Annotated in this window: 24 protein-coding genes; 12 read left to right on the top strand and 12 right to left on the bottom strand. The window is 58.1% G+C overall.

What is annotated here, in order from left to right:
* Positions 1 to 70: 70 nt before the first annotated feature.
* From thrC to AB5Y84_RS06940, 4 genes are all read right to left on the bottom strand, one after another.
* Positions 71 to 1,345, bottom strand: a complete 1,275-nt coding sequence (thrC, locus tag AB5Y84_RS06955) for a threonine synthase (protein ID WP_368176647.1) — start codon at positions 1,343 to 1,345, stop codon at positions 71 to 73.
* Entirely contained in the window at positions 1,342 to 2,352 is a 1,011-nt protein-coding gene (gene thrB / locus AB5Y84_RS06950; protein WP_335833342.1) for a homoserine kinase, read from the bottom strand. Before thrB ends, thrC begins: the two co-directional genes overlap by 4 nt.
* Before the next feature lie 2 nt (positions 2,353 to 2,354).
* On the bottom strand, positions 2,355 to 4,814 hold the full coding sequence (thrA, locus tag AB5Y84_RS06945; RefSeq protein WP_335833341.1) for a bifunctional aspartate kinase/homoserine dehydrogenase I: 2,460 nt from the start codon (positions 4,812 to 4,814) through the stop codon (positions 2,355 to 2,357).
* Positions 4,815 to 5,064: 250 nt separating this feature from the next.
* The gene (locus AB5Y84_RS06940) at positions 5,065 to 5,772 is read right to left on the bottom strand and encodes a tRNA/rRNA methyltransferase (RefSeq protein WP_159143383.1); all 708 of its coding nucleotides are present in this window, start codon (positions 5,770 to 5,772) and stop codon (positions 5,065 to 5,067) included.
* Between the two features lie 206 nt (positions 5,773 to 5,978).
* Between AB5Y84_RS06940 and aceK the strand changes: the two genes are divergently transcribed.
* A complete protein-coding gene (gene aceK, locus AB5Y84_RS06935; RefSeq protein ID WP_368176646.1) occupies positions 5,979 to 7,706 on the top strand; it encodes a bifunctional isocitrate dehydrogenase kinase/phosphatase in 1,728 nt (575 codons plus the stop codon).
* Positions 7,707 to 7,784: 78 nt separating this feature from the next.
* Here the strand turns inward: aceK and tesB are convergent, their stop codons facing one another.
* From tesB to AB5Y84_RS06905, 6 genes are all read right to left on the bottom strand, one after another.
* Positions 7,785 to 8,651, bottom strand: a complete 867-nt coding sequence (gene tesB / locus AB5Y84_RS06930) for an acyl-CoA thioesterase II (RefSeq protein ID WP_005338122.1) — start codon at positions 8,649 to 8,651, stop codon at positions 7,785 to 7,787.
* A gap of 230 nt (positions 8,652 to 8,881) precedes the next feature.
* Positions 8,882 to 9,805 (bottom strand): 23S rRNA pseudouridine(2605) synthase RluB, encoded by a 924-nt coding sequence (gene rluB, locus AB5Y84_RS06925; RefSeq protein ID WP_005347347.1) that lies wholly within the window; start codon positions 9,803 to 9,805, stop codon positions 8,882 to 8,884.
* 134 nt (positions 9,806 to 9,939) lie between these two features.
* Positions 9,940 to 10,512 carry an SMC-Scp complex subunit ScpB gene (scpB, locus tag AB5Y84_RS06920; protein ID WP_368176645.1) on the bottom strand — a complete coding sequence of 191 codons (573 nt, stop codon included), beginning with the start codon at positions 10,510 to 10,512 and terminating at the stop codon, positions 9,940 to 9,942.
* The gene (locus AB5Y84_RS06915) at positions 10,496 to 11,365 is read right to left on the bottom strand and encodes a ScpA family protein (protein WP_368176644.1); all 870 of its coding nucleotides are present in this window, start codon (positions 11,363 to 11,365) and stop codon (positions 10,496 to 10,498) included. Before AB5Y84_RS06915 ends, scpB begins: the two co-directional genes overlap by 17 nt.
* The gene (locus AB5Y84_RS06910) at positions 11,358 to 11,978 is read right to left on the bottom strand and encodes an L-threonylcarbamoyladenylate synthase (RefSeq protein ID WP_005338129.1); all 621 of its coding nucleotides are present in this window, start codon (positions 11,976 to 11,978) and stop codon (positions 11,358 to 11,360) included. The genes AB5Y84_RS06915 and AB5Y84_RS06910 overlap by 8 nt, the downstream gene beginning before the upstream one ends.
* Positions 11,979 to 12,084: 106 nt before the next feature.
* Positions 12,085 to 12,966 (bottom strand): PHP domain-containing protein, encoded by an 882-nt coding sequence (locus tag AB5Y84_RS06905; protein ID WP_335833053.1) that lies wholly within the window; start codon positions 12,964 to 12,966, stop codon positions 12,085 to 12,087.
* A gap of 436 nt (positions 12,967 to 13,402) precedes the next feature.
* Between AB5Y84_RS06905 and AB5Y84_RS06900 the strand changes: the two genes are divergently transcribed.
* The 10 genes from AB5Y84_RS06900 to AB5Y84_RS06855 all read left to right on the top strand — a co-directional run bounded on the left by AB5Y84_RS06900 (position 13,403) and on the right by AB5Y84_RS06855 (position 23,744).
* Complete coding sequence (locus AB5Y84_RS06900) at positions 13,403 to 15,034, top strand: anthranilate synthase component 1 (protein ID WP_368176643.1); 1,632 nt, start codon at positions 13,403 to 13,405, stop codon at positions 15,032 to 15,034.
* Positions 15,031 to 15,648 (top strand): aminodeoxychorismate/anthranilate synthase component II, encoded by a 618-nt coding sequence (locus AB5Y84_RS06895; protein WP_252657389.1) that lies wholly within the window; start codon positions 15,031 to 15,033, stop codon positions 15,646 to 15,648. Before AB5Y84_RS06900 ends, AB5Y84_RS06895 begins: the two co-directional genes overlap by 4 nt.
* A gap of 15 nt (positions 15,649 to 15,663) precedes the next feature.
* Positions 15,664 to 16,692 (top strand): anthranilate phosphoribosyltransferase, encoded by a 1,029-nt coding sequence (gene trpD, locus AB5Y84_RS06890; protein WP_368176642.1) that lies wholly within the window; start codon positions 15,664 to 15,666, stop codon positions 16,690 to 16,692.
* Complete coding sequence (trpCF, locus tag AB5Y84_RS06885) at positions 16,692 to 18,200, top strand: bifunctional indole-3-glycerol-phosphate synthase TrpC/phosphoribosylanthranilate isomerase TrpF (RefSeq protein ID WP_368176641.1); 1,509 nt, start codon at positions 16,692 to 16,694, stop codon at positions 18,198 to 18,200. Before trpD ends, trpCF begins: the two co-directional genes overlap by 1 nt.
* Before the next feature lie 47 nt (positions 18,201 to 18,247).
* Complete coding sequence (gene trpB, locus AB5Y84_RS06880) at positions 18,248 to 19,441, top strand: tryptophan synthase subunit beta (RefSeq protein ID WP_368176640.1); 1,194 nt, start codon at positions 18,248 to 18,250, stop codon at positions 19,439 to 19,441.
* Complete coding sequence (gene trpA, locus AB5Y84_RS06875) at positions 19,438 to 20,244, top strand: tryptophan synthase subunit alpha (RefSeq protein WP_368176639.1); 807 nt, start codon at positions 19,438 to 19,440, stop codon at positions 20,242 to 20,244. Before trpB ends, trpA begins: the two co-directional genes overlap by 4 nt.
* 936 nt (positions 20,245 to 21,180) lie before the next feature.
* Positions 21,181 to 21,654: a hypothetical protein gene (locus AB5Y84_RS06870; RefSeq protein ID WP_368176638.1), complete on the top strand. Its 474-nt coding sequence runs from the start codon at positions 21,181 to 21,183 to the stop codon at positions 21,652 to 21,654.
* Positions 21,655 to 21,674: 20 nt separating this feature from the next.
* Positions 21,675 to 22,370, top strand: coding sequence for a hypothetical protein (locus tag AB5Y84_RS06865; protein WP_368176637.1), 696 nt, complete (start codon positions 21,675 to 21,677; stop codon positions 22,368 to 22,370).
* 69 nt (positions 22,371 to 22,439) lie between these two features.
* Complete coding sequence (locus tag AB5Y84_RS06860) at positions 22,440 to 23,261, top strand: hypothetical protein (protein ID WP_368176636.1); 822 nt, start codon at positions 22,440 to 22,442, stop codon at positions 23,259 to 23,261.
* A 66-nt stretch (positions 23,262 to 23,327) separates the two neighbouring features.
* Positions 23,328 to 23,744 carry a hypothetical protein gene (locus AB5Y84_RS06855; RefSeq protein ID WP_368176635.1) on the top strand — a complete coding sequence of 139 codons (417 nt, stop codon included), beginning with the start codon at positions 23,328 to 23,330 and terminating at the stop codon, positions 23,742 to 23,744.
* Between the two features lie 145 nt (positions 23,745 to 23,889).
* On the opposite strand, the gene AB5Y84_RS06850 is transcribed toward AB5Y84_RS06855, so the two are convergent.
* Positions 23,890 to 24,423, bottom strand: coding sequence for a metal-dependent hydrolase (locus AB5Y84_RS06850; RefSeq protein ID WP_368176634.1), 534 nt, complete (start codon positions 24,421 to 24,423; stop codon positions 23,890 to 23,892).
* A 344-nt stretch (positions 24,424 to 24,767) separates the two neighbouring features.
* Between AB5Y84_RS06850 and AB5Y84_RS06845 the strand changes: the two genes are divergently transcribed.
* Positions 24,768 to 25,544: a BPL-N domain-containing protein gene (locus AB5Y84_RS06845; protein WP_368176633.1), complete on the top strand. Its 777-nt coding sequence runs from the start codon at positions 24,768 to 24,770 to the stop codon at positions 25,542 to 25,544.
* 182 nt (positions 25,545 to 25,726) lie between these two features.
* Here the strand turns inward: AB5Y84_RS06845 and AB5Y84_RS06840 are convergent, their stop codons facing one another.
* Positions 25,727 to 25,876 carry a hypothetical protein gene (locus AB5Y84_RS06840; RefSeq protein WP_005338159.1) on the bottom strand — a complete coding sequence of 50 codons (150 nt, stop codon included), beginning with the start codon at positions 25,874 to 25,876 and terminating at the stop codon, positions 25,727 to 25,729.
* Positions 25,877 to 26,174 lie beyond the last annotated feature (298 nt).

The following is a 26,174-nucleotide window of genomic DNA, read 5'->3' as shown; positions in this document are numbered from 1 at the left end:
CAAAATGCTGATTAAAAACCCCCCGTTTGCCGGGGGATTTTTATTTCTATCGATTATCTCGACACGACAGTTAGCCCACCAAAAACGCTCTTAACCGGGCAAACTCCGCAGGCAAATTAACGGAGAGCAGCGGCAGCTCGGCATGCTTGGCGAGCGGGCCGGGCAGCGGTACATCCAGATGCAGGATCTCGTCCACCGACTCCTTGAACTTGGCGGGATGGGCGGTGCAGAGGAACACCCCCACTTCATCCTCGGCCAGCTGTTCACCCAACAGATCCCAGGCAATGGCGCCGTGGGGTTCGCACAGGTAATCCAGCTGGTGCAGCCGTTTCAGCGCATCACGGGTCTGGGCGTCGTCACGCATGCCTGACCCTAAGGTCTCCAGCGCCCAGCCTTTGCGACGGCAGAGCTCTTCTACCCGTGGCCAGTTGTTGGGGCGGCTGACATCCATGGCGTTAGACAGGGTGGCCACTGTCTGGTGCGGCTCCCACTGACCGGTTTTCAGGTAGCGCGGCACGGTGTCGTTGGCGTTGGTGGCGGCGATAAAGCGCTTCACCGGTAGCCCCATCGCCTTGGCAATCAGCCCCGCAGTGAGGTTGCCAAAGTTGCCGGACGGCACGCTGATGACCGCCTTGGCGCGATCGGCTTTCGGCAACTGGGCCACCGCTTCGAAGTAGTAGCAAACCTGCGCCAGCAGACGGCTGATATTGATGGAGTTGGCGGAGTTGAGGCCAATGGCCTTTTTCAGCGCCTCGTCGTCAAAGGCCTGTTTTACCAGCGCCTGACAGGCATCGAAGTCGCCGTCGATGGCGATGGTGCGGATATTGCCGCCGAGGGTGCAGAAGAGCTTCTCCTGCAAGGGGCTGATCTTGCCCTTGGGATAGAGGATCACCACCTCGATCCCCTCCAGCCCGTAGAAGGCGTGGGCCACGGCGGCGCCGGTGTCGCCGGAGGTGGCGGTGAGGATAGTAATCTTGTCGTTGGTTCTAAAAGCCGCGAGGCACTGGGCCATAAAGCGGCCGCCGAAATCCTTGAATGCCAGGGTCGGGCCGTGGAACAGCTCAAGGGCATAGGTGCCGTCTTTCAATTTGACCAGCGGCGCCGGGAAGGTGAAGGCGGCGTTAATCAGCTCGCTCACCTTGGCGGCGGGCACTTCGTCCCCCAGCAGGTGGCTCAGGATGCGGGCAGAGCGTTCGGCCAGCGGCAGATCGAGCAGGGCATCGACATCGGCCAGCGGTTCGAGTTGTTCGGGGAAGAAGAGCCCCTGTTCGCGACCCAAGCCCTGACGCACCGCCTGCGCGAAGCTCACCTGTTCGCTGTTGTCCTTGATGTTGTAGAGATTCATAGCTCGCTTCCTGTTACCCGTGCCCCGGCCATGTCCAGTTTACAGACCCGGGCAAATCCATCTTCGTTCTGCACGAAATGTGCTTCCATCCAATCCTTCATCCGCTCGGCCTGCGCCAGCTCCTTCATCACCACAAACACGGTGGGGCCGGAGCCGGAGATGCCGGTGGCCAGCGCCCCGTTCTGGGCCGCCTGCGCCCGTACCTCGGCAAAGCCTTCGATCAGCGCCGCGCGGTAGGGCTCGGCAATCACGTCTTTCAATACGCTGGCAGCCAATCCCTCCTGCCCTGTGTAGCTGGCGTGGACAAAGGCAGCCAGGCGGCGGCCATAGGTGAGGCAATCCTGACGGCGATATTGGGCCGGCAAGATGGCGCGGGCGGCAGCGGTAGATACTACCGTGCCCGGGTAGCAGACCACCCAGTACCACTGATCGAACACCGGAATGCCCTGACTGATAACGCCGTGCTCTTCCAGCACCAGCTGCATGCCGCCGAGATAACAGGGGGCCACGTTGTCGTAGTGAACGGAGCCGGAGATCTTGCCTTCCATCTCCCCCATCAGCAGCAGCATGTCGTGCTCGTCGAGCGGCCCGCCGTGGAAGGCGTTGAGCCCCTCAAGGGCCGCCACCACGCTGCAGGCGCTGGAACCCAGACCCGAGCCCACCGGCAGGTTCTTCTCCAGCACCATTTCGAGGGGCTGGAGTTTAAGGCCGCGCTTCTCCAGCGCCTCGCCATAGGCGACCCAGCAGTCATGGAGGATATTCTTTTTCGGATCGTCCGGCAGCTTATGGGCGTAGCGGCCCACAGAGGACAGCGCAAAAGGCACGTCAGCCGCTTTTACCTGCACCCGATCGCCGAGCAGAGAGCCATCCACGGGGGCGAGCGCCGCCCCTAGTACATCGAATCCCACGCTCAGGTTGGCGCTGGAGGCGGGTGCATAGGCGACCACACTTCTGTCATTACCCATGGCGCCTTCCGTCATATAGGGGGGGGACATGTCTGAACTCATGCTTATAGCTCCTGCTTCCAGTTCTGGGTGCGCAGCACGTCGGCAAAGACGCCCGCCGCAGTCACTTCGGTACCGGCGCCATAGCCGCGCAGCACCAGCGGGATCGGCTGGTAGTAGGTGGAGAAGAAGGCGAGCGCGTTCTCCCCGTCTTTGACCTTGAACAGCGGCTCGTCGGCACCGACCGCCTTGATGGCGACCTTGCACTTGCCACCCTCGATGGAGCCTACATAGCGCAGCACCTTGCCTTCACGCTGGGCCGCGGCGAACTGGTCGCGGAACCAGCCGTCAGCTTCAGGCAGGCGGGCCATAAAGGCTTCCACGTCGCCGCTCACATCAAATCCGGGCGGCAGCGCCTGCTCTACCTCGACATCGGAGAGCTCCAGCGCCATACCGGCTTCGCGAGCCAGAATGAGCAGCTTGCGCGCCACATCCATGCCGTTGAGATCGTCGCGGGGATCCGGCTCGGTAAAGCCGTTGCTGCGGGCGATTTGGGTCGCCTCGGAGAAGGCCATCCCCTCGTCCAGCTTGCCGAAGATAAAGGAGAGCGAACCGGACAGGATGCCGTCGAAGGCGCGCAGCTTGTCACCGGCCTTGATAAGGTTCTGCAGGTTCTCGATAACCGGCAGACCGGCGCCGACGTTGGTCTCGTACAGGAACTTGCGGCGAGTCTGGCGGGCAGTGCGACGCAGCGCCTTGTAGTAATCGAGCGAACCGGTGTTGGCCTTCTTGTTCGGAGTCACCACGTGGAAACCCGCGGCGAGGAAGTCGGCATACTGGACGGCTACTGCCTCGGAGGAGGTGCAATCGACGATCACCGGGTTGATGATGTGACTATCTTCCACCAGCTTTTTCACCCCTTCCAGCGAGAAGCTTTCCCGCGCTTCCACCAGCTGTTCGCGCCAGTTGGCGAGGTTCAGGCCATCCTTGTTGACCGCCATCTGGCGGCTGTTGGCGATGCCGACCACCCGCAGGCCAGTGCCCTGCTCGGCCAGTACCGGTTGCTGGCGGGCAATCTGATCCACCAGCGCGGCACCGACGCCGCCGACCCCGACCACAAAGAGATCGATAAACTGCTGGCTGCCAAAGAAGTTCTGGTGACACGCCTTGATGGCTTCCGCCACCTTGCGATCCCGCACCACCGCCGAAATGGAGCGCTCGCTGGAGCCCTGCGCGATGGCGACGATGTTGATGGAGGCTTGCGCCAGCGAGGTGAAGAAGCGGGCCGCCATCCCCTTGCTGGTGCGCATGCCGTCACCGATCAGGGAGATGATCGCCAGATCGCTGATGATATCCAGCGGCTCCAACAGCTGGTTTTTGAACTCCAGCTCGAACTCGCGCTCCAGTACCTTACGGGTCTTCTCACTGTCGTAGCTGTGGATACAGAAGCTGACGCTGTACTCGGAAGATGACTGGGTGATCAGCACGATACTGACCCCGGCGCGGGAGACAGCTGAGAAGATGCGACCGGCCATGCCGACCATCCCCTTCATGCCGGGGCCGGAGACATTGAACATGCACATGCCGGAGAGATCCGATATGGCCTTCACTTTCAGGTCATCGTCGCCGCTCTCCGGGCCGATCAGGGTGCCCGGCCCTTGCGGGTTGAAGCTGTTCTTGATGAGGCAGGGAATATGGAACTGGGCCACCGGCGCGATGGTTTTCGGGTGCAGCACCTTGGCGCCGAAGTAGGAGAGCTCCATCGCCTCCTTGTAGGAGAGGGTTTTCAGCAGGTAGGCATCCGGCACCAGACGGGGGTCGCAGCTGTAGCAGCCCTCGACGTCAGTCCAGATCTCGCAGCACTCGGCATCGACGCATGCCGCCAAGACGGCTGCGGAGTAGTCGGAGCCATTGCGACCCAGCAGCACGGTCTCGCCCTTGTCGCTGCCACCGGTAAAGCCCGGCATCAGGTAGAGGCAATCGCTACGCAGCCCCTTGGCGGCAAAGCGCAGGCGGGAGGCTTCAATATCGACATGGGCTTCCAGATAACCGCCGTCGGTGACCAGCAGCTCTTCCGGTACGATCAGCTCCAGATCCAGACCGCGCACCCGCAGCAGTTCGTGCATAAAGGCGATGGAGAGGTTCTCGCCACGGCTCAAAATGCGCGCCTGCACGTTGTCCGGGCAGAGGCCCAGCAGACGGATGCCCTGCATCAGCCGCTCCACCTGATCCAGCTCGGCGGTGAGGCGGGCCAGCAGCGCCTTGTCATCCAGCGCCGGATAGGCCGCCTTCAACCCGGCCAGCAGGCGGGAGAAGATGCCGTTCACTTCAAACAGGGTGGAACTGGCATCCATGCCGCGGCTGGTCTGCTCCACCAGCGCCACCAGATGATTGGTCACCTTGGCAGGTGCAGAGAGCACCAGGGCTACCTGAGATTGGCCGTGGGTGTTGACCGCGATATCGGCCACCCGTAAAAAACGCTCTGCATCGGCCAGTGAAGACCCGCCAAATTTCAACACTCTCATCGCTTTCTCTCCCTGTAAATCTATGAAATTCAATCTAAAAACCAATCCAACAAAAAGGCCCGTACTGGGTGGGTACGGGCCTTTTCTGATTTCTGTGCTTGTTCGTCAGCGCATCAACCGGCCCCAGTGCCACCTGTGGTGGTACCGGTAATAATGGTGGTGGTGATGACGTTGGTGAATAACTGCATGACGAACACTCGTTGACGAAGCTGGCTTTTAGCAATACCGCGGCGGGCGATGGGCTGTCAACTTAAACCTCTTTGCCAAGTTTGCGCGCAAGGTCTTTGCAGAGCAGGTGGAGCATGTTCAAATCCCGCTGCGGCAGCATGGGCACCCGGTCCATCACCCATTGATGCAGTTTTTCATCCTGCGAAACTCCGAGTTCACCAAGCAATTCTGCTGTTTTGCTTTTCAGCACCCGAACCTGCCCGGCGTTATCAAAATTTTCTGCTACTGCAGCGGCGCCGTCGGCGTTCAGCTCATCCATCAGCTGACTCATCTCGTAGGCGTAGAGCATGATCGCCTGCCCCAGATTAAGGGAGGGGTAGCTCACCTTGAGGGGCAGATAGCTGATGAGATCGACCTCGGCCAGCTGCTCGTTGGAGAGCCCCGACTCCTCGCAGCCAAAGACGATGGCGACCTTGCCGAGCGATGGCTTGCTGCGGATCTGCTCGCGGATCTCCCCCGGCGTGAGGTAGTGCTGGTAGCGACCGCGCTCACGGGCGGTGGTGGCAATCACCAGATCCATGTCGGCCAGCGCCTCGGGCAGGGTATCGAACGCCTCGGCCTGAGTCAGGATCTCCTGCGCGCCGTGGGCCACCCAGCTCGCCTCCTCCTCTTCGTGTACCCGGCTCGCCACCAGTCGCATGGCATCGAATCCCATGGTTTTCATGGCGCGGGCAGCCGCCCCCACGTTCGCAGGACGGGCAGGTGCCACCAGGACAAAATAGAGCTTCATCGGGTTTCCTCACAGGCCGGACGGCCTCTCAAACAGACAGCAAACAGTCGCTAAACCATCACTAAAACAGGGGCGCAATCTACCGTTTATCCCCGAAAATTGCCACTTGAACAGACGTTTGAATGTTGCGATAGTGGCCTGACGTGTGAACAAATTACACCCAATCCTTCGCGCTATCGGCCCGACAGATCACAAGGAAGAGAGAGATGCAGCAGCCATTGGAACAGGCCGTCGCCGAGACTATCTTGCAACGCTTCGAGTCGTTTTACAGCCGGTTTCTCGAGATAACCCAGGGCAGCAAGAGCCGCTTCGAGAACAGTGACTGGCTGGGGGTGCAGCTCGCCGGGCGCGAGCGTATTCGCCTCTATGACCACCATGTGGGGGCCACCGCCAGCTCCATCCGCCAGATGATGGGGGAGCACCACGCCACTCAGGAGCTGCTCAAGCGGGTCAAAAGCGCCTTCAGCGATCTGCTGCCCCGTTGTGACAACTTCGAGGTGGCGGAGTCCTTCTTCAACTCCGTCTATCGCCGGATCTTTCGCCATCGCAATATCCGCGACGAGAACCTCTATATCCACCCCTTTGTCAGCCGTGGCGAAAAACCGGACCTGAGCGCCCTGCTGCGCATCTATCGCACCGATCTGGCCCACTTGCCACAGACCCTGAGCCAGCTACTCGGCGATTACAGCTTCACCCTCCCCTACGAGGACAAGCAGCGGGATATTGTCGACATCCACCGCCATCTTGCGGAGAACGGCCCGCAAATCCTCCATGATGAGCCGTTTGCCATCGAGCTGCTCAAAGAGGTGTTCTACCGCAACAAGGGGGCCTATCTGGTGGGGCTGATCCGGGCCCGGGATCAGGTGTTCCCCTTTATCCTGCCCCTGCTCAGCACAGGCCACAGCATCTATGTGGACACGGTGATCTTCGAGCCGGATCTCGCCTCCATCGTGTTTGGCTTCGCCCGCGCCTACTTTATGGTTTATGCCCGCGAACCGGCACTGTTTGTCGCCTTCCTACGCCAGATCATGCCCCACAAGCCCGATTACGAGATCTACAACGCCATCGGCTGCCAGAAGCACGGCAAGACCGAGCTCTATCGCCACTACCGCCACCATCTGGCCCAGAGTCGGGATCAGTTCATCATCGCGCCGGGCATCAAGGGGATGGTGATGAGCGTGTTCACCCTCCCCTCCTACGATGTGGTGTTCAAGGTGATAAAAGACGAGTTCACCCCGCCCAAGGATGTGAGCCACGAGCAGGTGAAGGCAAAATACCGACTGGTTAAACAGCACGACCGGGTTGGCCGGATGGCCGATACCCAGGAGTTCACCAACTTCGAGTTTCCCCTCGATCGCATCTCGCCCGAGCTCCTTGCCGAGCTCAAGACGGTGGCGCCGTCGGCGCTCACCATCAGCGACGACAAACTGGTGATCAAGCACCTCTATACCGAGCGCAAGATGATCCCCCTCAACCTCTATCTGGACAAGGCGGACGAGCAGCAGACCCGCCTCGCGCTGGAGGAGTACGGCAACGCCATCAAGCAGCTGGCGGCGGCCAACATCTTCCCGGGGGACATGCTGTTCAAGAATTTTGGCGTCACCCGTCACGGCCGGGTGGTCTTCTACGACTACGACGAGATCTGCTACATGACGGAGTGCAACTTCCGCCAGATCCCGCCGCCTCGCTACCCCGAGGATGAGTGGAGCGCCGAGCCCTGGTATTCGGTGGCCCCCAACGACATCTTCCCGGAGGAGTTCGCCACCTTCCTGCTGCAAAAGCCGCAGGTGCGGGAGATCATGTTGCAGCTGCACAAGGAGATGTTCGACGCCAACTACTGGAAGATGCTGCAGAGCAACATCAAGATGGGGGTGTTCGAGGATGTCTACCCCTACCGGCGCAAGAAACGCTTCAAGTACCAGCGCGGCGGCTGATCCCGCAGCGCCCGCGCACATCGCAGCAACGAAAACGGGGTGGCCCAAGCCACCCCGTTTTGCTATCCGCTTTGCGCCTTAACTGCCGCGACGGCGGATCACCCCCTCCTGCATGGTGCTCGCCACCAGCACCCCGTCGCGGGTGAAGAACTGACCGCGTACCAGACCGCGACCGCTGCTGGCGCTCGGGCTGTCTACCACGTAGAGCAGCCAGTCGTCGAAGCGGAAATCCCGGTGGAACCACATGGAGTGGTCGATGGTGGCCACCTGCATATCCGGCTCCCAGTAGGACACCCCGTGGGGCTGCAGCGAGGTGAGCAGGAAGTTGAAGTCGGAGGCGTAGGCCAGCAGGTATTTGTGCACCCGCAGATCGTCCGGCATCTGACCGTTGGCCTTGAACCAGACGTGGCGCACCGGATCCTGCACCGTCGGCCGAATAGGGTCGACCAGGGTTACAGGGCGCATCTCGATGGGCTGCTCACAGAGGATCTTGTCCCGCAGGGAGGCCGGGATCAGGTTCTCGTAGGGGCGCACCAGCTCCAGCTCGCTCTTGAGCTCCTCCGGCGGGGTGATGCCGGTGGGCATCTGCGCCTGATGCTCGAAGCCATCGGCCGGCACCTGAAACGAGGCGTTGAGATAGAAGATGGGCTTGCCGCCCTGAATCGCCTTGACCCGGCGGGTGGAGACGGTCTGGCCGTCGCGGATATTCTCCACGTCATAGACGATGGGACGGGTCACATCCCCCGGACGCAGGAAGTAGGAGTGAAAACTGTGAACCTGACGACCGGTCTCGACCGTCTGCTTGGCAGCTGACAAGGCCTGCCCCATTACCTGTCCGCCAAACACGGCCCGCAGACCGAGATCCTGGCTCTGGCCCCGAAACAGGCCCTCCTCGATTTTTTCCAGCGCCAGCAACGCCAGCAGCTCATCAAGTACCTTGCTCATCGTTCACTCCTCTATCAGAGCCGCACAGGCTAACAAGCTCACCGGAGCAGAGCAACCGCAGCGGCGAGTCTGCGGGCAAGTAGAAGACAGAAATGCCCCTCAATTTCTCACCAGCCACCCTTTTACCAGCCAAGGGGCGCTGATACAAAAAAGCCCGCACCAGTTGGTGCGGGCCTTTGCTTGGCCGACTGCGCACTTGAACGGCACGCAGTTCGCAACGGGCTATCGGCTTATTTGCTGCCGGTACCTGAGTTGCGGGTAGAGGCTTGCGGCTTGCGACGGGCGGTGGTGGCGCGGGCGCGCGGCTCTTTGCCCTGCATCTCTTTGTGACGCTGCACGGCGCGACGGATCTGGGCGGCCTGCTTGTGACGGCTGGTTTTGCCATCCTGCTGCAGATCGACCTTGGATTCGGTCTCCGGCGGCAGGTTGACCAGACCGCGCAGGTAGTTCACTTCCGGCAGTTTCAGCTCTTGCCAGCCACCGCGCGGGATGCCGCGGTCCAGCTTGACGTCGCCGTAGCGGATACGCATCAGACGGCTCACCTGCACTTCCTGGGATTCCCACAGGCGGCGCACTTCACGGTTGCGACCTTCAGTCAGGGTGACGTTGAACCACTGGTTCAGACCCTCACCGCCAGCCGGTTTGATCTTGTTGAACTTGGCGGTGCCATCTTCCAGCTGTACGCCCTTGCGCAGACGCTGCAGCATGGCTTCGGTGATTTCGCCAAAGACACGTACCGCGTATTCCCGCTCCACTTCGTGGCTCGGGTGCATCAAACGGTTGGCCAGCTCACCGTCGGTGGTGAACAGCAACAGACCGGAGGTGTTGACGTCGAGGCGGCCGACCGCGATCCAGCGGGCACCTTCCATCTTGGGCAGACGATCAAACACGGTGGGACGACCTTCCGGATCGTGACGGGTACACATCTCCCCTTCCGGCTTGTGGTAAGCCAGTACGCGGCAGATCACTTCCTCTGCGGCACGGGTCTTGACCTGGTGACCATCCACCCGGATCACGGCGTTCACTTCGACGCGATCCCCCAGTGTGGCGACCTTGCCATCCACACTGACCCGACCTGCGGTGATCAGGGCCTCCATCTCACGACGGGAGCCGTGACCCGCGCGGGCCAACACTTTTTGCAGTTTTTCACTCATCGGGGTTACCTGATTGTTGATCGCTGCCCACTGGTAAAAGGGGCAACGGGGTTAACTGTAACAAACGCCGGTTGGAGCACTCGCCACAGTTGAAAAATGTATATCTCGGTGACATTGGCACACTTGGGCGCCATTCACCGGGCATCGCTCTCCCCGTCCACCGCAGAGGGCAACAGGGGTTGCAGCTCCGGATCCAGCTCGGGGAGCTGCTCCAGACTCTGCAGATTAAAGTAATCCAGAAACTCTCTGGTGGTGGTGAGCAGCTCGGGGCGACCCGCCACCTCTTTGTGGCCGATGCTGCGCACCCAGCCACGCTCTTTCAGGGTATTCACTATCTGGCTCGACACCGCCACTCCGCGGATCGCTTCGATCTCGGCCCGGGTGATGGGTTGGCGATAGGCGATCAGGGTCAGCGTCTCCATCACGGCGCGGGAATAGCGCGGCGCCCGCTCGCTCCAGAGCCGCGAGAGCTCTTCGGCATACTCCTGACGCGCCTGAAAGCGCCAGCCGGAGGCGACCTCTTTGAGCTCGACGCCTCGCGAGCTGTAATCTTGCCTGATCTCGGCCAACAGCAGCTGAACATAGCGACTGGTCACCGGATAATCCGCCAGCACGCTGCTTTTCAGTTCGCTGACATTGAGCGGGCGACCGGCCACAAACAGCGCCGCTTCGATCAGGGTCTTGAGTCGTTCAGTGGGCAGCGCCACGGTTGCCCTCCTCGCTCTGCTCGGCCAATGCGAAATGGATTGGTCCCAGCGGTTCTGCCTGCAGGATCCAGATCAGTTGCTCCTTGCACAGCTCCAGCAGGGCCAGAAACGTCACCAGTACCCCCATGCGCCCCTCTTCGGCGCGCAGCACCTGCTCAAGGCGCAGGGTCTGCCCCAGCGTGAGCATGGCAAGGATCTCCGCCATGCGCACCCGGGTCGGGATCTGTTCGCGGCGGATCTGGTGATGCTCAAAATGAGTCGCGCGTTTTACCACACTTTGCATGTAAAGGGCGAGCTCAACCAGCGAAACATCGGGCGCCAGTGGCTTGAGGGCGCCAAAATAGGGGGGCAGGGCAGCGGCGATATAAATCTCCCGCTCCACCCGTGGCAGCTCATTGACCCTCTCTGCACCTACCTTGTAACGCTCGTACTCCTGCAGGCGGCGGATCAGGGTCACCCGCGGGTCTTCCCCCTCCTCTTCATCCTCCAGCTCCGGCGCCTTGGGCAGCAGCAGGCGGGATTTGATCTCCGCCAACCAGGCCGCCATCAGCAGATATTCGGCTGCCAGCTCAAGGTTGAGCCCCTGCATCAGCTCCACGTACTCCATGTACTGGGCGGTGATCTGCAGGATCGGCAGGTTGAGGATATCGAGCTGCTGGCGCCGGATAAGGTAGAGCAGCAGATCCAGCGGCCCCTCGAAGGTATCGAGGAACACCTCCAGCGCATCGGGCGGGATGAACAAGTCCTGAGGCAGCTCGTGATAGGGCTGCCCCAGGACTTTCGCGATGGGTAGTGCGGCGCCAGTCCCCGTCTCGACGGAAGGGACTGTCACCGGTTCAGCGACATCACTCAAACGGAGTCGGGTCCCCGGCACCGCGACGACGCAATACCGGCTCGTCGTCAGAGAAATCGACCACGGTCGTGGGCTGCTCGCCCAGATAACCGCCGTTGACCACCAGATCGATCTGCTTGCCCAGCTTGTCGAAGATCTCTTCCGGATCGAACTCGGCCATCTCGGAGTCCGGCAGGATCAGTGTGGTGGAGAGCAGCGGCTCGCCGAGGGCTTCCAAGAGCGCCTGGGCAATCTTGTTGTCCGGCACCCGGATGCCGATGCTCTTCTTCTTCTCGTTCATCAGGCGGCGCGGCACCTCTTTGGTCGCCTTGAAGATGAAGGTGTAGGCGCCCGGGGTGTTGTTCTTGATCAGGCGAAACGCGCTGTTGTCGACCTTGGCGTAGGTGGAGATCTCGGAGAGATCGCGGCACACCAGGGTGAAGTCGTGGTTGGCATCGAGGCGACGGATGCGGCAGATGCGCTCCAGCGCGCCCTTGTCACCCATCTGGCAGCCCAGCGCATAGCCGGAGTCGGTCGGATAGACGATGACGCCACCGTTCTGGATGATCTGTACCGCCTGACCGATCAGACGGGCCTGGGGGTTTTCCGGATGTACGTAAAAATGCTGACTCATAGCTTGTTCTCGCAATGGGGGCAGCAATACCTGCCCGCTCGTATGGTCACGGGTCAAAGACCCATGACACTACCTTAACCTGTTTGTGGCTGCTTCGCTGGCGCCGTTACCGGCTCGCCAGCAGCTCTGCGTGTTGCTCGGTGGTGAGCCCAAAGTGACCGGGATAGGCCAGCCAGACGGGCATCCCCTCTTTGGGCAACCAGAGGTGGCGGCCCAGCTCGGTCCAGTTGGAGGGGAAGTGAAAATCCGATCCCACCGAGATATAGAGGTCGTGCTCCTTGGCCCACTGGCCCAGATTGGCCCGTTCCTGCGGGCTCTGCTGGGGCAATGAGACCTCCATGGCATCGCCACCGGCCGCCTTGAAGGCCACCAGCAGCCGCTTGATCCACTTGGCGGTGAGATCGTAACGGCTGGGGTGGGCCAGCACCGCCAGCCCACCGGCGGCGTGAATGGCAGCGATGGCTTCGCTCATCTCGGGCCACTCGGCCGGGGCATACCCTTTATTGCCACGGCTCAGGTACTTTTTGAATACCTTCTGCATGTTGTCGGCTACCCCGCGAGCCACCAGCACCCGGGCAAAGTGGGCACGGGTCACGGCGGCGTCACCGGCGAGCGCCTTGGCCTCTTCATAGGTGCCGGGGATGAGGCACTTCTCCAGACGACGCCCGATTTCCAGCGCGCGCGCCTCGCGACGGGCCAGCTGACCAGCCAGAAAGTCGGTCAGTTGCGGATTTTTTTCATCCACCCCCAGAGCCACGATATGAATTTCGTGGTGCTCCCAGCCGGTGGAGATCTCGACCCCGCTCACCAGTCGCAGCGGCAGTTGCTCGGCGTCGATGGTGCGGCGCACCTCATCAAGCCCGGCGAGGGTATCGTGGTCAGTAACTGCTAACACCTCAACCTGTTTTTCGGCGGCGCGGCGCACCAGTTCGGCTGGGCTCAGCACCCCATCGGAGGCAGTGGTATGGCAGTGAAGATCGAATCTCATCAGGTTATTCCGCTCTCGTGGTCAGGTCACCATTCATGGCAAATCGGTGAAAGAAGGCTAAAAAGCGACTTGACTTGGCCGCGGCTTTATCGTTTTCTGTAGGCACTTCATTGCAAACATCTTTTTACAGGACTTTATCATGCAAACGACTTCCATCCTGACCATCTGGTGGTGGCACACTCCCTGACATGCGGGCGTGTGGTCGTTGCTGTACCTGTAATCTGACAGCAAATTAAGAACCCAAAGAAAAAGCCCGCTGACCCCAGCGGGCTTTTTTATTATCCGGCAAATGGACCTGTGATGAAACCGAGAATTCAGACAAGCAAGCTGACCTGGCGATGGCGCCCCTGAACCAGCCACCCCGGACCAATTAAATTTCTAAGGAATTCAATGTCATGAACATCGGTAACACGCATCACACGCAAGGGAACGCACTATGACAGCCACACATCGCCTTCCTCTGGGTGAATTCGATACCCTCAAGCTCAACGCCCCCTATGTGGCCGATCCGCTGGCGCTCTATACCCGCCTCTGTCAGGGTCGCCCCAACAACCTGCTGCTGGAATCGGTGGAGATCGACTCCAAGGCGGGCAAGCAGAGCCTGCTGCTGGTAGACGCCTGCCTGCGCATCGAGTGCCGTGGTCGCACCGTGCGGGTGCGCAGCCTCAATGACAACGGAGCCCAGTTGCAAAGCCTGCTGGCCGAGCGGCTGCCTGCGGTGGTTGCCCGCTCGCTGGTAGATGGCGAATTGCAACTCGACTTCCCGGCCTCCGATCGGGGGCTGGACGAAGATTCCCGCCTCAAGGGGAGCAGCGTGCTGGACGTGCTGCGCACCCTGCAGCGGGAGCTCGATTGCCAGTTGGGTAAAGAAGCCCTCTTTATGGCGGGCAGCTTCGCCTACGACCTCATCGCCTCTTTTGAAGATCTGCCCGAAGTACCGGAGGGGAGCAACAACTGCCCCGACTACTGCTTCTATGTGGCCGAAACCCTGATCACCATCGACCATATCGAGCGCACCACTCAACTGCTGGCCTGCATCTTTGGCGGCGACAGCGACGAAAGCCAGGTTGAAGACAGATACACCCGCCTGACCGAACGGCTCACCGACTTCAAACAGATTTGCCAGCAACCTCTAAGCGCCGAGCTGACCACCCAGCCCCTGACCGGTGGCATGAGCGTGGACAAGAGCGACAAACAGTTCTGCGCCGAGGTAGAGAAGCTCAAGGGCTTTATCCGCCGTGGCGACATCTTTCAGGTGGTGCCGTCCCGCTGCTTCTCCCTGCCCTGCCCGAGCCCCCTGGCCGCCTATCGCCGCCTCAAACAGACCAACCCCAGCCCCTACATGTTCTACGTGCAGGATGAGGGCTTCACCCTGTTTGGCGCCTCGCCGGAGAGCGCGGTGAAATTCTGCGCCGCCAGCCGCGATGTGGAGATGTACCCCATCGCCGGTACCCGCCGCCGCGGCTTCAACCCGGATGGCAGCATCAACCGGGATCTCGATGGCCGCATCGAGCTGGAACTGCGTCAGGACGAGAAAGAGGTGGCCGAGCACCTGATGCTGGTAGATCTGGGCCGCAACGACATCGCCCGTATCTCGGCGCCCGGCACCCGCTACGTCAAGGAGCTGCTGAAAGTGGATCGCTACAGCCACGTGATGCATCTGGTCTCCAAGGTGGTGGGCACCTTGCGTTCCGACCTTGACGCCCTGCACGCCTATCAGGCCTGCATGAACATGGGCACCCTCACCGGCGCCCCCAAGATCCGCGCCAGCGAGCTTATTCGCATGGTGGAAGGCAAGCGCCGCGGCAGCTACGGCGGTGCGGTTGGTTACATCAACGGTGCCGGCGAGATGGATACCTGCATCGTCATCCGCTCCGCCTTTGTGAAAGATGGCGTGGCCCATGTGCAGGCCGGTGCCGGGGTGGTCTATGACTCCAAACCCCAAGCCGAAGCGGACGAAACACGCGCCAAGGCGGCCGCCGTGCTGGCCGCCATCGCTGCCAGCCATGGCACCTCTCTGCAAGCCCTGAGCGCCCAGCAGGAGCAACATAAGGACGTGAGCCAATGAGTACCGGATCAACAGCCACTAATATCTTCCTGCTCGATAACTTCGATTCATTTACTTACAACCTCGTTGATCAGTTCCGCTCCCTCGGTTATCCGGTGCGGATCTACCGCAACAGCCTGCCGGCCAGCCGCATCATGAGCGAGATCGCCGCCTACGAAGGGGACGCCGTGCTGGTGCTCTCGCCGGGCCCGGGCGCCCCCCACGAGGCGGGTTGCCTCATCGACCTCATCAAGCTGGCTCGTGGTCAGGTGCCCATCCTCGGCATCTGTCTCGGCCATCAGGCCCTGTGCGAAGCCTACGGCGGCACCGTCGGCGCGGCGGGCGAGATCGTCCACGGCAAGCGCTCGCTGATTGAGCACAATGGCCACGGCGCCTTCGCCGGTCTGCCGAGCCCACTGCCGGTGGCCCGCTACCACTCGCTGGTTGCCACCTATGTACCGGAAGAGCTGACGGTGATTGCCCACTATCAGGGGATGCCCATGGCCATCGAGCAGCAGGATGAGCGGGTGCTGGGCTTCCAGTTCCACCCGGAATCCATCATGACCTCGGAAGGGGCCCGCCTGCTGACTCAGGCGCTCGCCCATATCACCCGTCCAGAAAGCAGCGTGCGTTAAGGTAAGGAGACCAACATGCATCATCATCTCAACACCCTCTATCAGGGTCAGTCTCTGAGCCGTGAAAGTACCCGCGACGCCTTCGGCCAGGTGGTACGTGGCGAAGTGGATCCCATCGTGCTCGCCAGTTTATTGACCGCCCTCAAGATCAAGGGGGAGACCCCGGAGGAGATCGCCGGCGCCGCCGAAGCCCTCTTGGCAGAAGCACGCGACTTCCCGCGTCCGGATTATGAATTTTGCGACATCGTCGGCACCGGTGGCGATGGCCTCAACACCATCAACGTCTCCACCACCTCGGCGCTGGTCGCCGCCGCCTGCGGCCTGAAAGTGGCCAAGCACGGCAACCGCTCGGTCTCGAGCAAGTCGGGTTCGAGCGATCTGCTCGACAAGATGGGCATCAAGCTCGACATGAGCCCGGCGCAGGCGCGCCGCTGTCTGGACGAGCTCGGCATCTGCTTCCTGTTCGCCCCCCAGTATCACGCCGGGGTGCGCCACGCCATGCCGGTGCGTCAGGCCCTCAAGACCCGCACCCTGTTCAACGTGCTGGGGCCGCTTATCAACCCCGCTCGCCCCACCTATCAGCTGATGGGGGTCTATGCCCCCGAGCTGGTGCGCCCCATCGCAGAAACCCTGCTGGCACTGGGGCTGAAAACCGGTATGGTGGTGCACGGTGCCGGGCTGGATGAGATTGCCATCCACGGCCCGACCCAGGTGGCCCAGATCCGTGACGGCGAGATCCGCGAATTTCTGCTCACCCCGGCTGACTTTGGCCTGGAGACCTATCCGGTCAGTGCCATTCAGGGCGGGGAACCGGAAGAGAACCGCGCCATCACCGCCGCCATTCTGGAAGGGCGTGGCACCCAGGCCCACAACACCGCCATCGCCGCCAATGTGGCGCCGCTGCTGCTGATGGCGGGCAAGGCGACAGACCTCAAGAGCGCAGCGGCCGAGGTGCTGGCAGTGCTGGCGAGTGGCAAGGCAGCGGATCTGGCTGCCCGGCTGGCCACTTTGAGCCATCAGGAAGCGGGCCATCAGGAGGCATGATGTCAGCCACCACATTGCACAGCAGTCATTCAGAACGCCCGCAGGGCAAGAGCCAGTTTCGCAAGGATAACGAGATGTCAGACCTTATCGCCCCCCATGCTTTTCTGAGCATGGCCTCCATCAGCCAGACCATTCTCGGCAAGATCGTGGCGGCCAAACAGGAGTGGGTTGCCGCCCGCAAACTGGCCCAACCGCTGGATAGCTTCCAGAGCGAGCTGACCCCAAGCGATCGGGATTTCGTAGGCGCCCTCAAGGCGGGCTCCACCCGCTTTATTCTGGAGTGCAAGAAGGCCTCCCCCTCCAAGGGGTTGATCCGCGACGATTTCAGCCCGGAGGCCATCGCCGACATCTATGGCAAATACGCCACCGCCATCTCGGTGCTGACCGACGAGAAGTTCTTTCAGGGGGATTTCGCCTTTTTGCCGCGGGTGCGCAGCCGCGTATCGCAGCCGGTGCTCTGCAAGGATTTCATGATTGACCCCTATCAGGTCTATCTGGCCCGCCACTATCAGGCGGACGCCATCCTCTTGATGCTCTCGGTGCTCACCGACGAGGGCTATCGCGCCCTGTTCGCGGTGGCCAAAGAGCTGGGCCTTGGCGTGCTCACCGAGGTGAGCAACGAGGAGGAGCTGACCCGCGCCATCGCGCTGGGGGCACCGGTGATTGGCATCAATAACCGGGATCTGCGCGACTTGAGCGTCGATCTCAACCGCACCAAACAGCTGGCTAAAGATATTCCGAGCGATCGGGTGGTGATCAGCGAATCCGGCATCAACCACCGCGCTCAGGTAGCGGATCTGCGCCACCACGCCAAGGGCTTTCTGGTGGGCTCGTCATTGATGGCCGAGCCGGATCTGGAGGCGGCTGTGCGCAAGCTGGTACTGGGCCAGAACAAGGTGTGCGGCCTCACCCGCGCCGAGGACGCCGCCGCCGCCCATCAGGCGGGCGCGGTGTTCGGGGGTCTTATCTTTGTAGCGAAAAGCCCGCGCTATGTGGACATCCCCGCCGCCCGCGCCGTGATGGCGGGCGCACCGCTCTCCTACGTCGGGGTATTTCGCAACGCCCAGCCCGCCACCATCGCCAAGACGGTGGATGCGCTGGGACTCGCCGCGGTGCAACTGCACGGCGATGAAGATGCCGCCTATATCGAGGAACTGCGGCCGCTGCTGCCCGCTGGCTGCCAGATCTGGAAGGCCGTAGGCGTCTCTCTTGGCAAGGAAAGCGACGAGCCGCTGCCCGACCTCGACTACCCGGCGGATCGCCTGCTGCTGGATACCAAAGTAGGCAGCCAGAGCGGTGGCACCGGTCAGGCGTTCGACTGGGCCATGCTGGCCACACTCGACAAGAGCAAACTGATGCTGGCGGGGGGCCTCAACCCCGACAATGCCCTGCAAGCGGCACAAGTGGGCTGCCTCGGCCTTGATTTCAACTCCGGGGTAGAGAGTGCCCCGGGCCAGAAGGATGCGCACAAGATTGCAGCCGTCTTCGGCGCACTGCGCAACCTGTAACGCAACCCTTTTTGATATTTCGATTTAGCTAATACAAGGAAGAAGCCATGACCCTGCTCAACCCGTTTTTCGGCGAATTCGGCGGCATGTATGTGCCCCAAATCCTTATCCCGGCCCTGCTCCAGCTGGAAAAAGCCTTTGTCGACGCCAAGGATGATCCGGCCTTTATCGCCGAGTTTCAGTCCCTGCTGACCGAGTATGCCGGCCGGCCGACCCCGCTCACCCTGACCCGCAATCTGACCAAGGGTACCAAGACCCGCCTCTATCTGAAGCGTGAAGACCTGCTGCACGGCGGCGCCCACAAGACCAACCAGGTGCTGGGTCAAGCCCTGCTGGCCAAGCGGATGGGCAAGAGCGAGATCATCGCCGAGACCGGCGCCGGTCAGCATGGCGTGGCCACTGCACTGGCCTGCGCCCTGCTCGGCCTCAAGTGCCGGGTCTATATGGGCGCCAAGGATTGCGAGCGCCAGAAACCGAACGTATTTCGCATGAAGCTGATGGGCGCCACCGTCATTCCGGTGCACTCCGGCTCCAGCACCCTGAAAGATGCCTGCAACGAGGCGCTGCGCGACTGGGCTGCCAACTACGAGTCGGCCCACTACCTGCTCGGTACCGCCGCCGGCCCGCACCCCTTCCCCACCATCGTGCGGGAGTTCCAGAAGATGATCGGCGAAGAGGCCAAGGCCCAGTGCTTCGAGAAGGAGGAGCGGCTGCCCGATGCGGTGATCGCCTGTGTCGGCGGTGGGTCGAACGCCATCGGCATGTTTGCCGACTTTATCGATGAGCCGTCGGTGCGCCTCATCGGCGTCGAGCCGGGTGGTCACGGCATCGAGAGCGGCGAGCACGGTGCGCCACTCGGCCACGGCAGCAAGGGGGTCTTCTTTGGCATGCACTCCTACCTGATGCAGGACCATCAGGGCCAGATCCAGGAGTCCTACTCCGTCTCGGCGGGGCTCGACTTCCCCTCCGTCGGCCCGCAGCACGCCCATCTGGCCGCCATCGGCCGCGCCGAGTACCCCTCGGTGACCGACAAGGAGGCGCTGGACGCCTTCCAGGAGCTGGCCAAATCCGAAGGAATCATACCCGCGCTGGAGTCCTCCCACGCGCTGGCCCACGCCCTCAAGATGGCCCGCAGTGAACCGGAAAAAGAGCAGGTGCTCATCGTCAACCTCTCCGGCCGTGGCGACAAAGATATCTTCACCGTCGCTGACATTTTCGAGAAAGAAGGAACCTTGTCATGAACCGTTACGCACAACTCTTCTCCCGCCTGGACGCGGCCAATCAGGGCGCCTTTGTGCCGTTCGTGATGCTGGGTGACCCCACTCCTGAACTCTCTCTGGCCATCGTCGATGCGCTGGTCGCTGGGGGCGCCGATGCCCTCGAGCTCGGCATTCCCTTCTCCGATCCGGTAGCGGATGGCCCCACCATTCAGGGCGCCGCCCTGCGTGCCTTTGCCAGCCACACCACCCCGGACGACTGCTTCGAGCTGCTCGGCCGCATCCGCGCCAAGTACCCGCAGCTGCCCATTGGCCTGCTGGTTTACGCCAATCTGGTCTATGTGCGCAAAATTGACGGCTTCTACGAGAAGTGCCAGCAGGCGGGCGTGGATTCGGTGCTGGTCGCCGACGTGCCGGTGCAGATGTGCGCCCCCTACAAGGCGGCTGCCGACAAGTTCGGTATCGACAGCATCTTTATCGCCCCGCCCAATGGCGACGCCGAGACCCTGAAACAGGTGGCGGAGCTCGGCAATGGCTACACCTATCTGGTGAGCCGCGCCGGCGTGACCGGAGCCGAGACCAAGGCCGGCATGCCGGTGGAGGGGCTGATCAATACCCTGCGCGAGTTTAATGCCCCCCCCGCCCTGCTCGGCTTTGGCATCAGCGAACCGGCTCAGGTGCGTGGAGCGATTGCCGCAGGCGCCGCCGGTGCCATCTCCGGCTCCGCCGTGGTGAAGATCATCGAAACCCACCACCAGAACCCGGAACATATGCTCACTCGTCTGAAAGAGTTTGTGGAAGGGATGAAGGCCGCGACCCTGCGCTAAGCGTTCAGTCAAACGCCCACCCCCATGACAAGCAAGGGAGCCCAAGCGGGCTCCCTTTTGTTATCCACCATCCCTAGTTGGTGCCCCCCTTTTAGGTCTGATTAGCGAAGCGTAATCAGACGTTCGCGGAATTGATGATGATGCTATGGCGCGGCTTCGCCACGCAGGACACGAGGGCGCCGCCCTTGACAGAGTTTCGCCCGCCCTTCGGGCTCGGGCGAGTGACTTTGGAAAGACCCGCTCTCTTTAACAAATCACACCAAAAGTCTTCTCCCCCGCTTATTCGCCCGACTGACGTCGGGGACCTTCGGCTCATCCTCTTGTCCAACTGCACATGCCGATGGACAAGAGGACTCGCCTCAACGAACAAGAGGGGGATCAAAACTGTGCCAACCCGCAGCCCCGTCTAACAGCAGATATGCTCCCTCTCCCTTTGGGAGAGGGCTGGGGTGAGGGGATTGTGTATACCCAGCCAAACAAGATGCTCACTCAGCCCATGCCTTAATAACTAATTTATTGATCCAACACAGATTCCCGCCAAAACCAGCTTCTCAACGCACCACCCTCCCCCTTAAGATACCCGAATGACAATCAACCTCTCGAAAGAACGCCATGACAGCGATTGTTGCTATCTCGCGGGTTAAAAGCAGCGCACTGGGGGCTGAAACTCAGGGGCGGTAGCGTGGTTTTTGTAGATTGGTGCGGAGCGAAGCCCAACAAGCGAGCATGATTGCACCAACCAGATCGGGATAAACAAGGATGTGGCAAAACCGTAGAACAGATTTTCATATATATTCGCGGGAAACGTTGGGCTTCACTTTGTTCAGCACCAACCTACGAATTTTAGTACATCATACGAAATTTTGCTCTTGCTCATGATGCTCGGAATATAAGCCATCCCGGCTGGGAATGTTATTTTTATAAGAGGATTGAAAGTTGTCTGACCTAGAAAAAATGAAATTTATGAAACATTTCCCTTTTGATGGAGATATTACACTTCAGATTTTGAAAGGACATTTGCTTGCCGAAGAGTTAGTACGTGAAATTGTAAATTTACAACTTTCCCACCCCAACTCCTTGAGAGGCCATAATGGTTGTAAATTTGAATGTCATCAGATGATTTGCTTGGCAGAGGCAATTACTCCTGAAAGTAATGATATGGTTTGGCTGTGGGTTGCCTTAAAGAAACTGAATTCACTAAGAAATCACCTAGCCCACATTCTCGATGAGCAGCCTAAAGTAGATATGCGAGTTACAGATTTGATTGAACATCTACGAAAGAATGACGATAGTTTTCAAAAATTTATTCACGAATATGAAAAAGACATTAAAGATACACGATTAGTTCTTTGTATAATGAGTATATGCACCAATTTGGTTACTTTGAAGAGTATCATTGAGCAGCGTTAACTAGGGTTCTTTTAAAAACTATGAATATCTTAAAGAAAGATTTTGTCAACGAAGATACTGAATCCTACTGTGGAACTGGCCGTATACTTTCATCGGGTACAGCCTACTATATGCAAGATGCAAATGGTGTTATTCATTATGGTGGGCGACATTGTGCTGAAATGCATGGAAAAAATAACATCAAAGACGTACCGGACTTAACAAAGTCTCTAGTGTCTCTTGCAGGTACAGGTACAGGTACAGGTACAGGTACAGGTACAGGTACAGGTACAGCAAATAATGATCAAAAAAAATCATTAGCTATTGCTTATTTATTGCTACGTGAAGAATTACTTCATGACTTTAACTTAAATAACCGCCCTCTTTCATACGTGACTTTAAATAACTATTACCGTACATATCTACAGAATGGCAATTTATCAGACAATGACATAAAACACATATTAAATATAGAGTCATACTCAACAAAAAAAATCGATGAAAAATTATCACTAAAAAATTTATCAACATGTCATGCATATAATTTCATATTAAATCGGACATGTGCCTACCTAATAAAAAACAACAAGGAAGATGGAATTTCATTCGTTACATCATTAAAAAAACATTTGCGAAAAAATTGCTGTTTGACTCAAAATCAAATAGACGGTTTAAATCGTTGGATTCAATATCTCCCACATGACTTAAAAAATGCAAAGCTTAAAGATTTCGATTGAATAATTAGCAAAAAATCAAACCTACATAATTACAGTTTTGGCACTTATCTACATGGAATAATCTCAACAATGAACCATTACGAAAAAATATCGTACGAGAAAAGCTATGTTGCATTTATTGATGTTCTTGGTTTCAAAAATATGGTTTTCAATTCAGATGAAACTACCATAAATAAATACTTTGAAGTGGTAAACAATTCTCTTTCAGAGCTAAAAAATATACAATTAAAAAAGCCTATAAAATCAATCATAATAAGTGACTCTATAATTTTATCTGTCCCATTGCTCGGGGATATTGAGAGTGACTTAGATCGATTACTTCATTTATGTATTGCCATAGCTAAACTTCAACAAAACTTGGCAATAAACAACATTTGGGTAAGAGGTGCAATAACTACAGGAGATACATATTTTAATGAAGAAAAACATCAAGTTGTTGGTCCAGCGTTCGTCAATGCTTATCTTCTAGAAGAAAACTCAGCTATTTACCCAAGAGTAATTCTAGATAGTAAAATCATAAAAAATTTTTCATTTCAAAGTGCAACTTCATTTATTGAAAAAATGAATAAGATTGACGTGGGTGGCCTAAATTACTCTAATTGGTGTGATAATATTCTATACAACTGGACGAACCCAAACGGTAAACCAATCACTAGAATTAAACAAGACACGCCTTTATTCATAGATTACCTATCAAATATATCTCAGCAAAACGACCATAGTTGTTTAATAGAAATCATTGGACACCTAGAAAAAAATTTATATCAAAGTGTCTCGACTTATAGTAAATATCGCTGGGTAACAGATTACTTAATTTCTCTTTCTGATAGAGAACAAGAAAATGGTAACCCTTTTAGTAGCGAAGTACTTTATCGACTGACTAATTTATAAAATTCGCCTAACATACCCATCAATATGATGACCTTAGGTGGCATATAGGAGAACAAGGAATTCAACATGAAATTTGAAACTCAAGTAACCGGCAATATTGGTATGTACTACGCCTGTTACAGGCTTTCTTGTATGGGCTGGAATGTGATGCCAACCGCTAGGAACGCAAGAGGCGTTGACATAATTGCTTACAATAAAGAAGGTACTAATTTTATAGGAGTTCAAGTAAAGGCACTTTCAAAGCGTAACCCAGTGCCACTGGGAAACACCCTTGATAAAGTAATGGGTGATTTCTGGCTTGTCGTAAACAATGTTTCAAAAGAGCCAAATGTATTCGTGCTACGTCCAGAGGAAGTAAAGGCATTGGCTCACCGTGGTGAAAAAGATGGCCGCATATCTTACTGGCTGCAACCTACATCATACGACCAGCCCCAATTTAGAGAAGCTTGGCAACGTATTGGATTTGGTCAGGAAATCCCCTAACAAATCACTCAAACTCGTTACTATTACGATCAGCGTGGCCACCAACGGGTTCGCTAACGCTCACAATTTAGAGGTGGGGACAGGCGAAAGAGAATGCCAAAAGCCCCCGAACAAATAAAAATCAGCCCCCATTCCAATCCCACCACTATCGCCCCCTTCTCCATACCCTCCATCCCATCAACATCAGCATCAATACAACCCCCGACAGCCAGACCCAGTAGAGCTCGGAGAGGATCACCGCTTCACCTCGGGCGGTGAGATAAGCCTCCAACTTGAAGGGGGCAACCCGGATCACCTGCCAGGGGGCGAAGAAGCGCTCGTCACGCCACGGCCAGAGCCAGCCAACCCCCTTGCCGCCGGTGGTGAGGGAATCGAGCAGGCTATGGGAGAGCAGAGAGACCAGCAGAAATGACCAGACGGTAGCGGCGCTCGCCCGAAATTGGCGGTGAAACAACACAGCCAGCGTGGGCAGGGCAAAGGCGAACAACAGGGAGTGGGTAAAGCCGCGGTGGCCAAAGACATGGCCGTAGGCGACCCCCAGTTTAAAGGCGAGCACATCGGCATCGGGCAGCATGGCGATGGCGACACCGGCCAGCAGCAGGCGTGGAGGGATAATCCGGCTGCCAAGCCCCAGTCCAAGGCAGAGAGGTACGGCGGCGTGGGTAACTATGGTGGGCATAGAGTGAAGCTCCAACTGAAAACGTGAGCCTACCCTACCCCCGCTCGGTGAAGTGAAGGTGAAGTGCACTTTCTTTTGTTGTTGGATATCCCCCTCGAATCCTTCTCCATCAGCCATAAGAGGTGTCACTCAGAAAGTGATAAAAACGGCTGTTGCGCGCGTCCCCAAAGCCGGGGCTGAGCTTCTTTCCTTTGTTTCCTCTGTATTGGCTCGCTGTTAGCTAAACGCAGCTCCAATCAGCGTTGGCGCGTTAACTTGAAATGTTCATTTAACAGCGGCTGACATGCAGAACGGGATCGTGATAAGTAGTCTCTTCGGTTCATATCACAGGGATAGTGGCAGCGATGAATGTATCAAAAAGCCTCGTGCGGATTGCGAGCGTTATCAGCCTTTGGTTAATGACAGGATGCATGGCTGAGGCCGCCTCTGCACAACCGAAACAAGAGCCGTACGCGCTGATCTATAACGGGCCGGTTTCTGATGGGGATAGCACCAAAGCGATTGCGGATGTGGTCAAGCAGGTGGGGTTGCCAGTGAGGTATCTCTCCAATCTCGAGGCGCTGCCTGCAGAGCTCGATAATGCCAGGGTGTTTATCGTTGGCGGTACTGAGGACGATGTTGAGCCGCTCCTCAAGGCGTTTACCCCGCAAGCGCGTTCGGCGTTAAAAACCTATTTGCAGAATGGTGGCCGCTACCTCGGGATCTGTGGGGGTGCCTTTGTGGCATCCACCGGCTGGTCTGAAGAAGAGGGCTTTGTGCCGGCGCTGAGCCTTGTTCCTGCGACATCCGATGATTATGACGGCGACTTTAGCGCCAGGATCTTCCCGATCAGCTGGCTTGGTGAAGAGCGCCAGATGTATTACCAGGCCGGCCCGCAATTTACGCCGGTGCCAAGCCCCGAGCAGGTCAAGGTCATCGCCCATTTTCAAAACCATCATATTGCCGCGCTGATCAGCTCATACGGCAAAGGCAAGGTGGCGGTTTCCGGGCCACATCCCGAAGCCCCTGAATCGTGGAAAGCGAACGCGGTGAACGGCGACAAGATGGAGTCGAATATTCATTTAGCAGTTGGACTCGTTAACGAGTTGCTCTCCGAAGAGCCCGTCACCCATTCGAAGTAGGCGCGTCCCTACGCCCTGGATGTGACCCAATTGCTCGGCCCGGAAGTCAGGCCACCCAATCAGCCGCAATCCATAAAAAAAACCACCGACCTGCAAAAGGTCGGTGGTTTTTTTATCGGTGGTAGATAACGGGTAGCCGATACGAAGGGTTCGCTACCTCAACTTTCGCCCGGGAGCGAACACTACTCTTCCTGCTCCTCCGGTTGTCTCTCCTCACCCCGTATCTGTAGCAGCTCCTCGACCCTGGCTTGCCACTTGTCGTGGGCCTGTTTGCGCTCCTGCTGCATAAATGCTTCTCGCATGGTGTCGATTTTCTGGTCAAGTGTTTCCATCAGAGTGTCTCCTTGTGTGACCGCGTAAAGACTGGCTGACGGCGCGTTGGCCAACCTGCTCCCCTAATCTGACACCGCTAATGCCGTTACTGCCCAATCAAATAATCGATTGGAAATAGTAAAACCAATCTAAAAATTCTTTTTCGTGTTTGTTCCACCACGCCAGCGCAAGAGAAACAGGCCGTTCAGAACGGGATAATCCGGCACGCGGCCAACACATGATTGAGTGCAGTCGTCCCCCTTTTCAGGAGAATGGGGCGCCGTTGCCCCATCCGTCCGTTGAGGAGTAGCGGCAGAT

This window comes from Aeromonas sp. s11, from assembly GCF_040907945.1.
In the GTDB taxonomy this organism is placed as follows: Bacteria; Pseudomonadota; Gammaproteobacteria; order Enterobacterales; family Aeromonadaceae; genus Aeromonas; species Aeromonas veronii.
The sequence above is the reverse complement of the archived record's forward strand: the minus strand, read 5'-3'. Positions and strand labels throughout refer to the sequence as shown.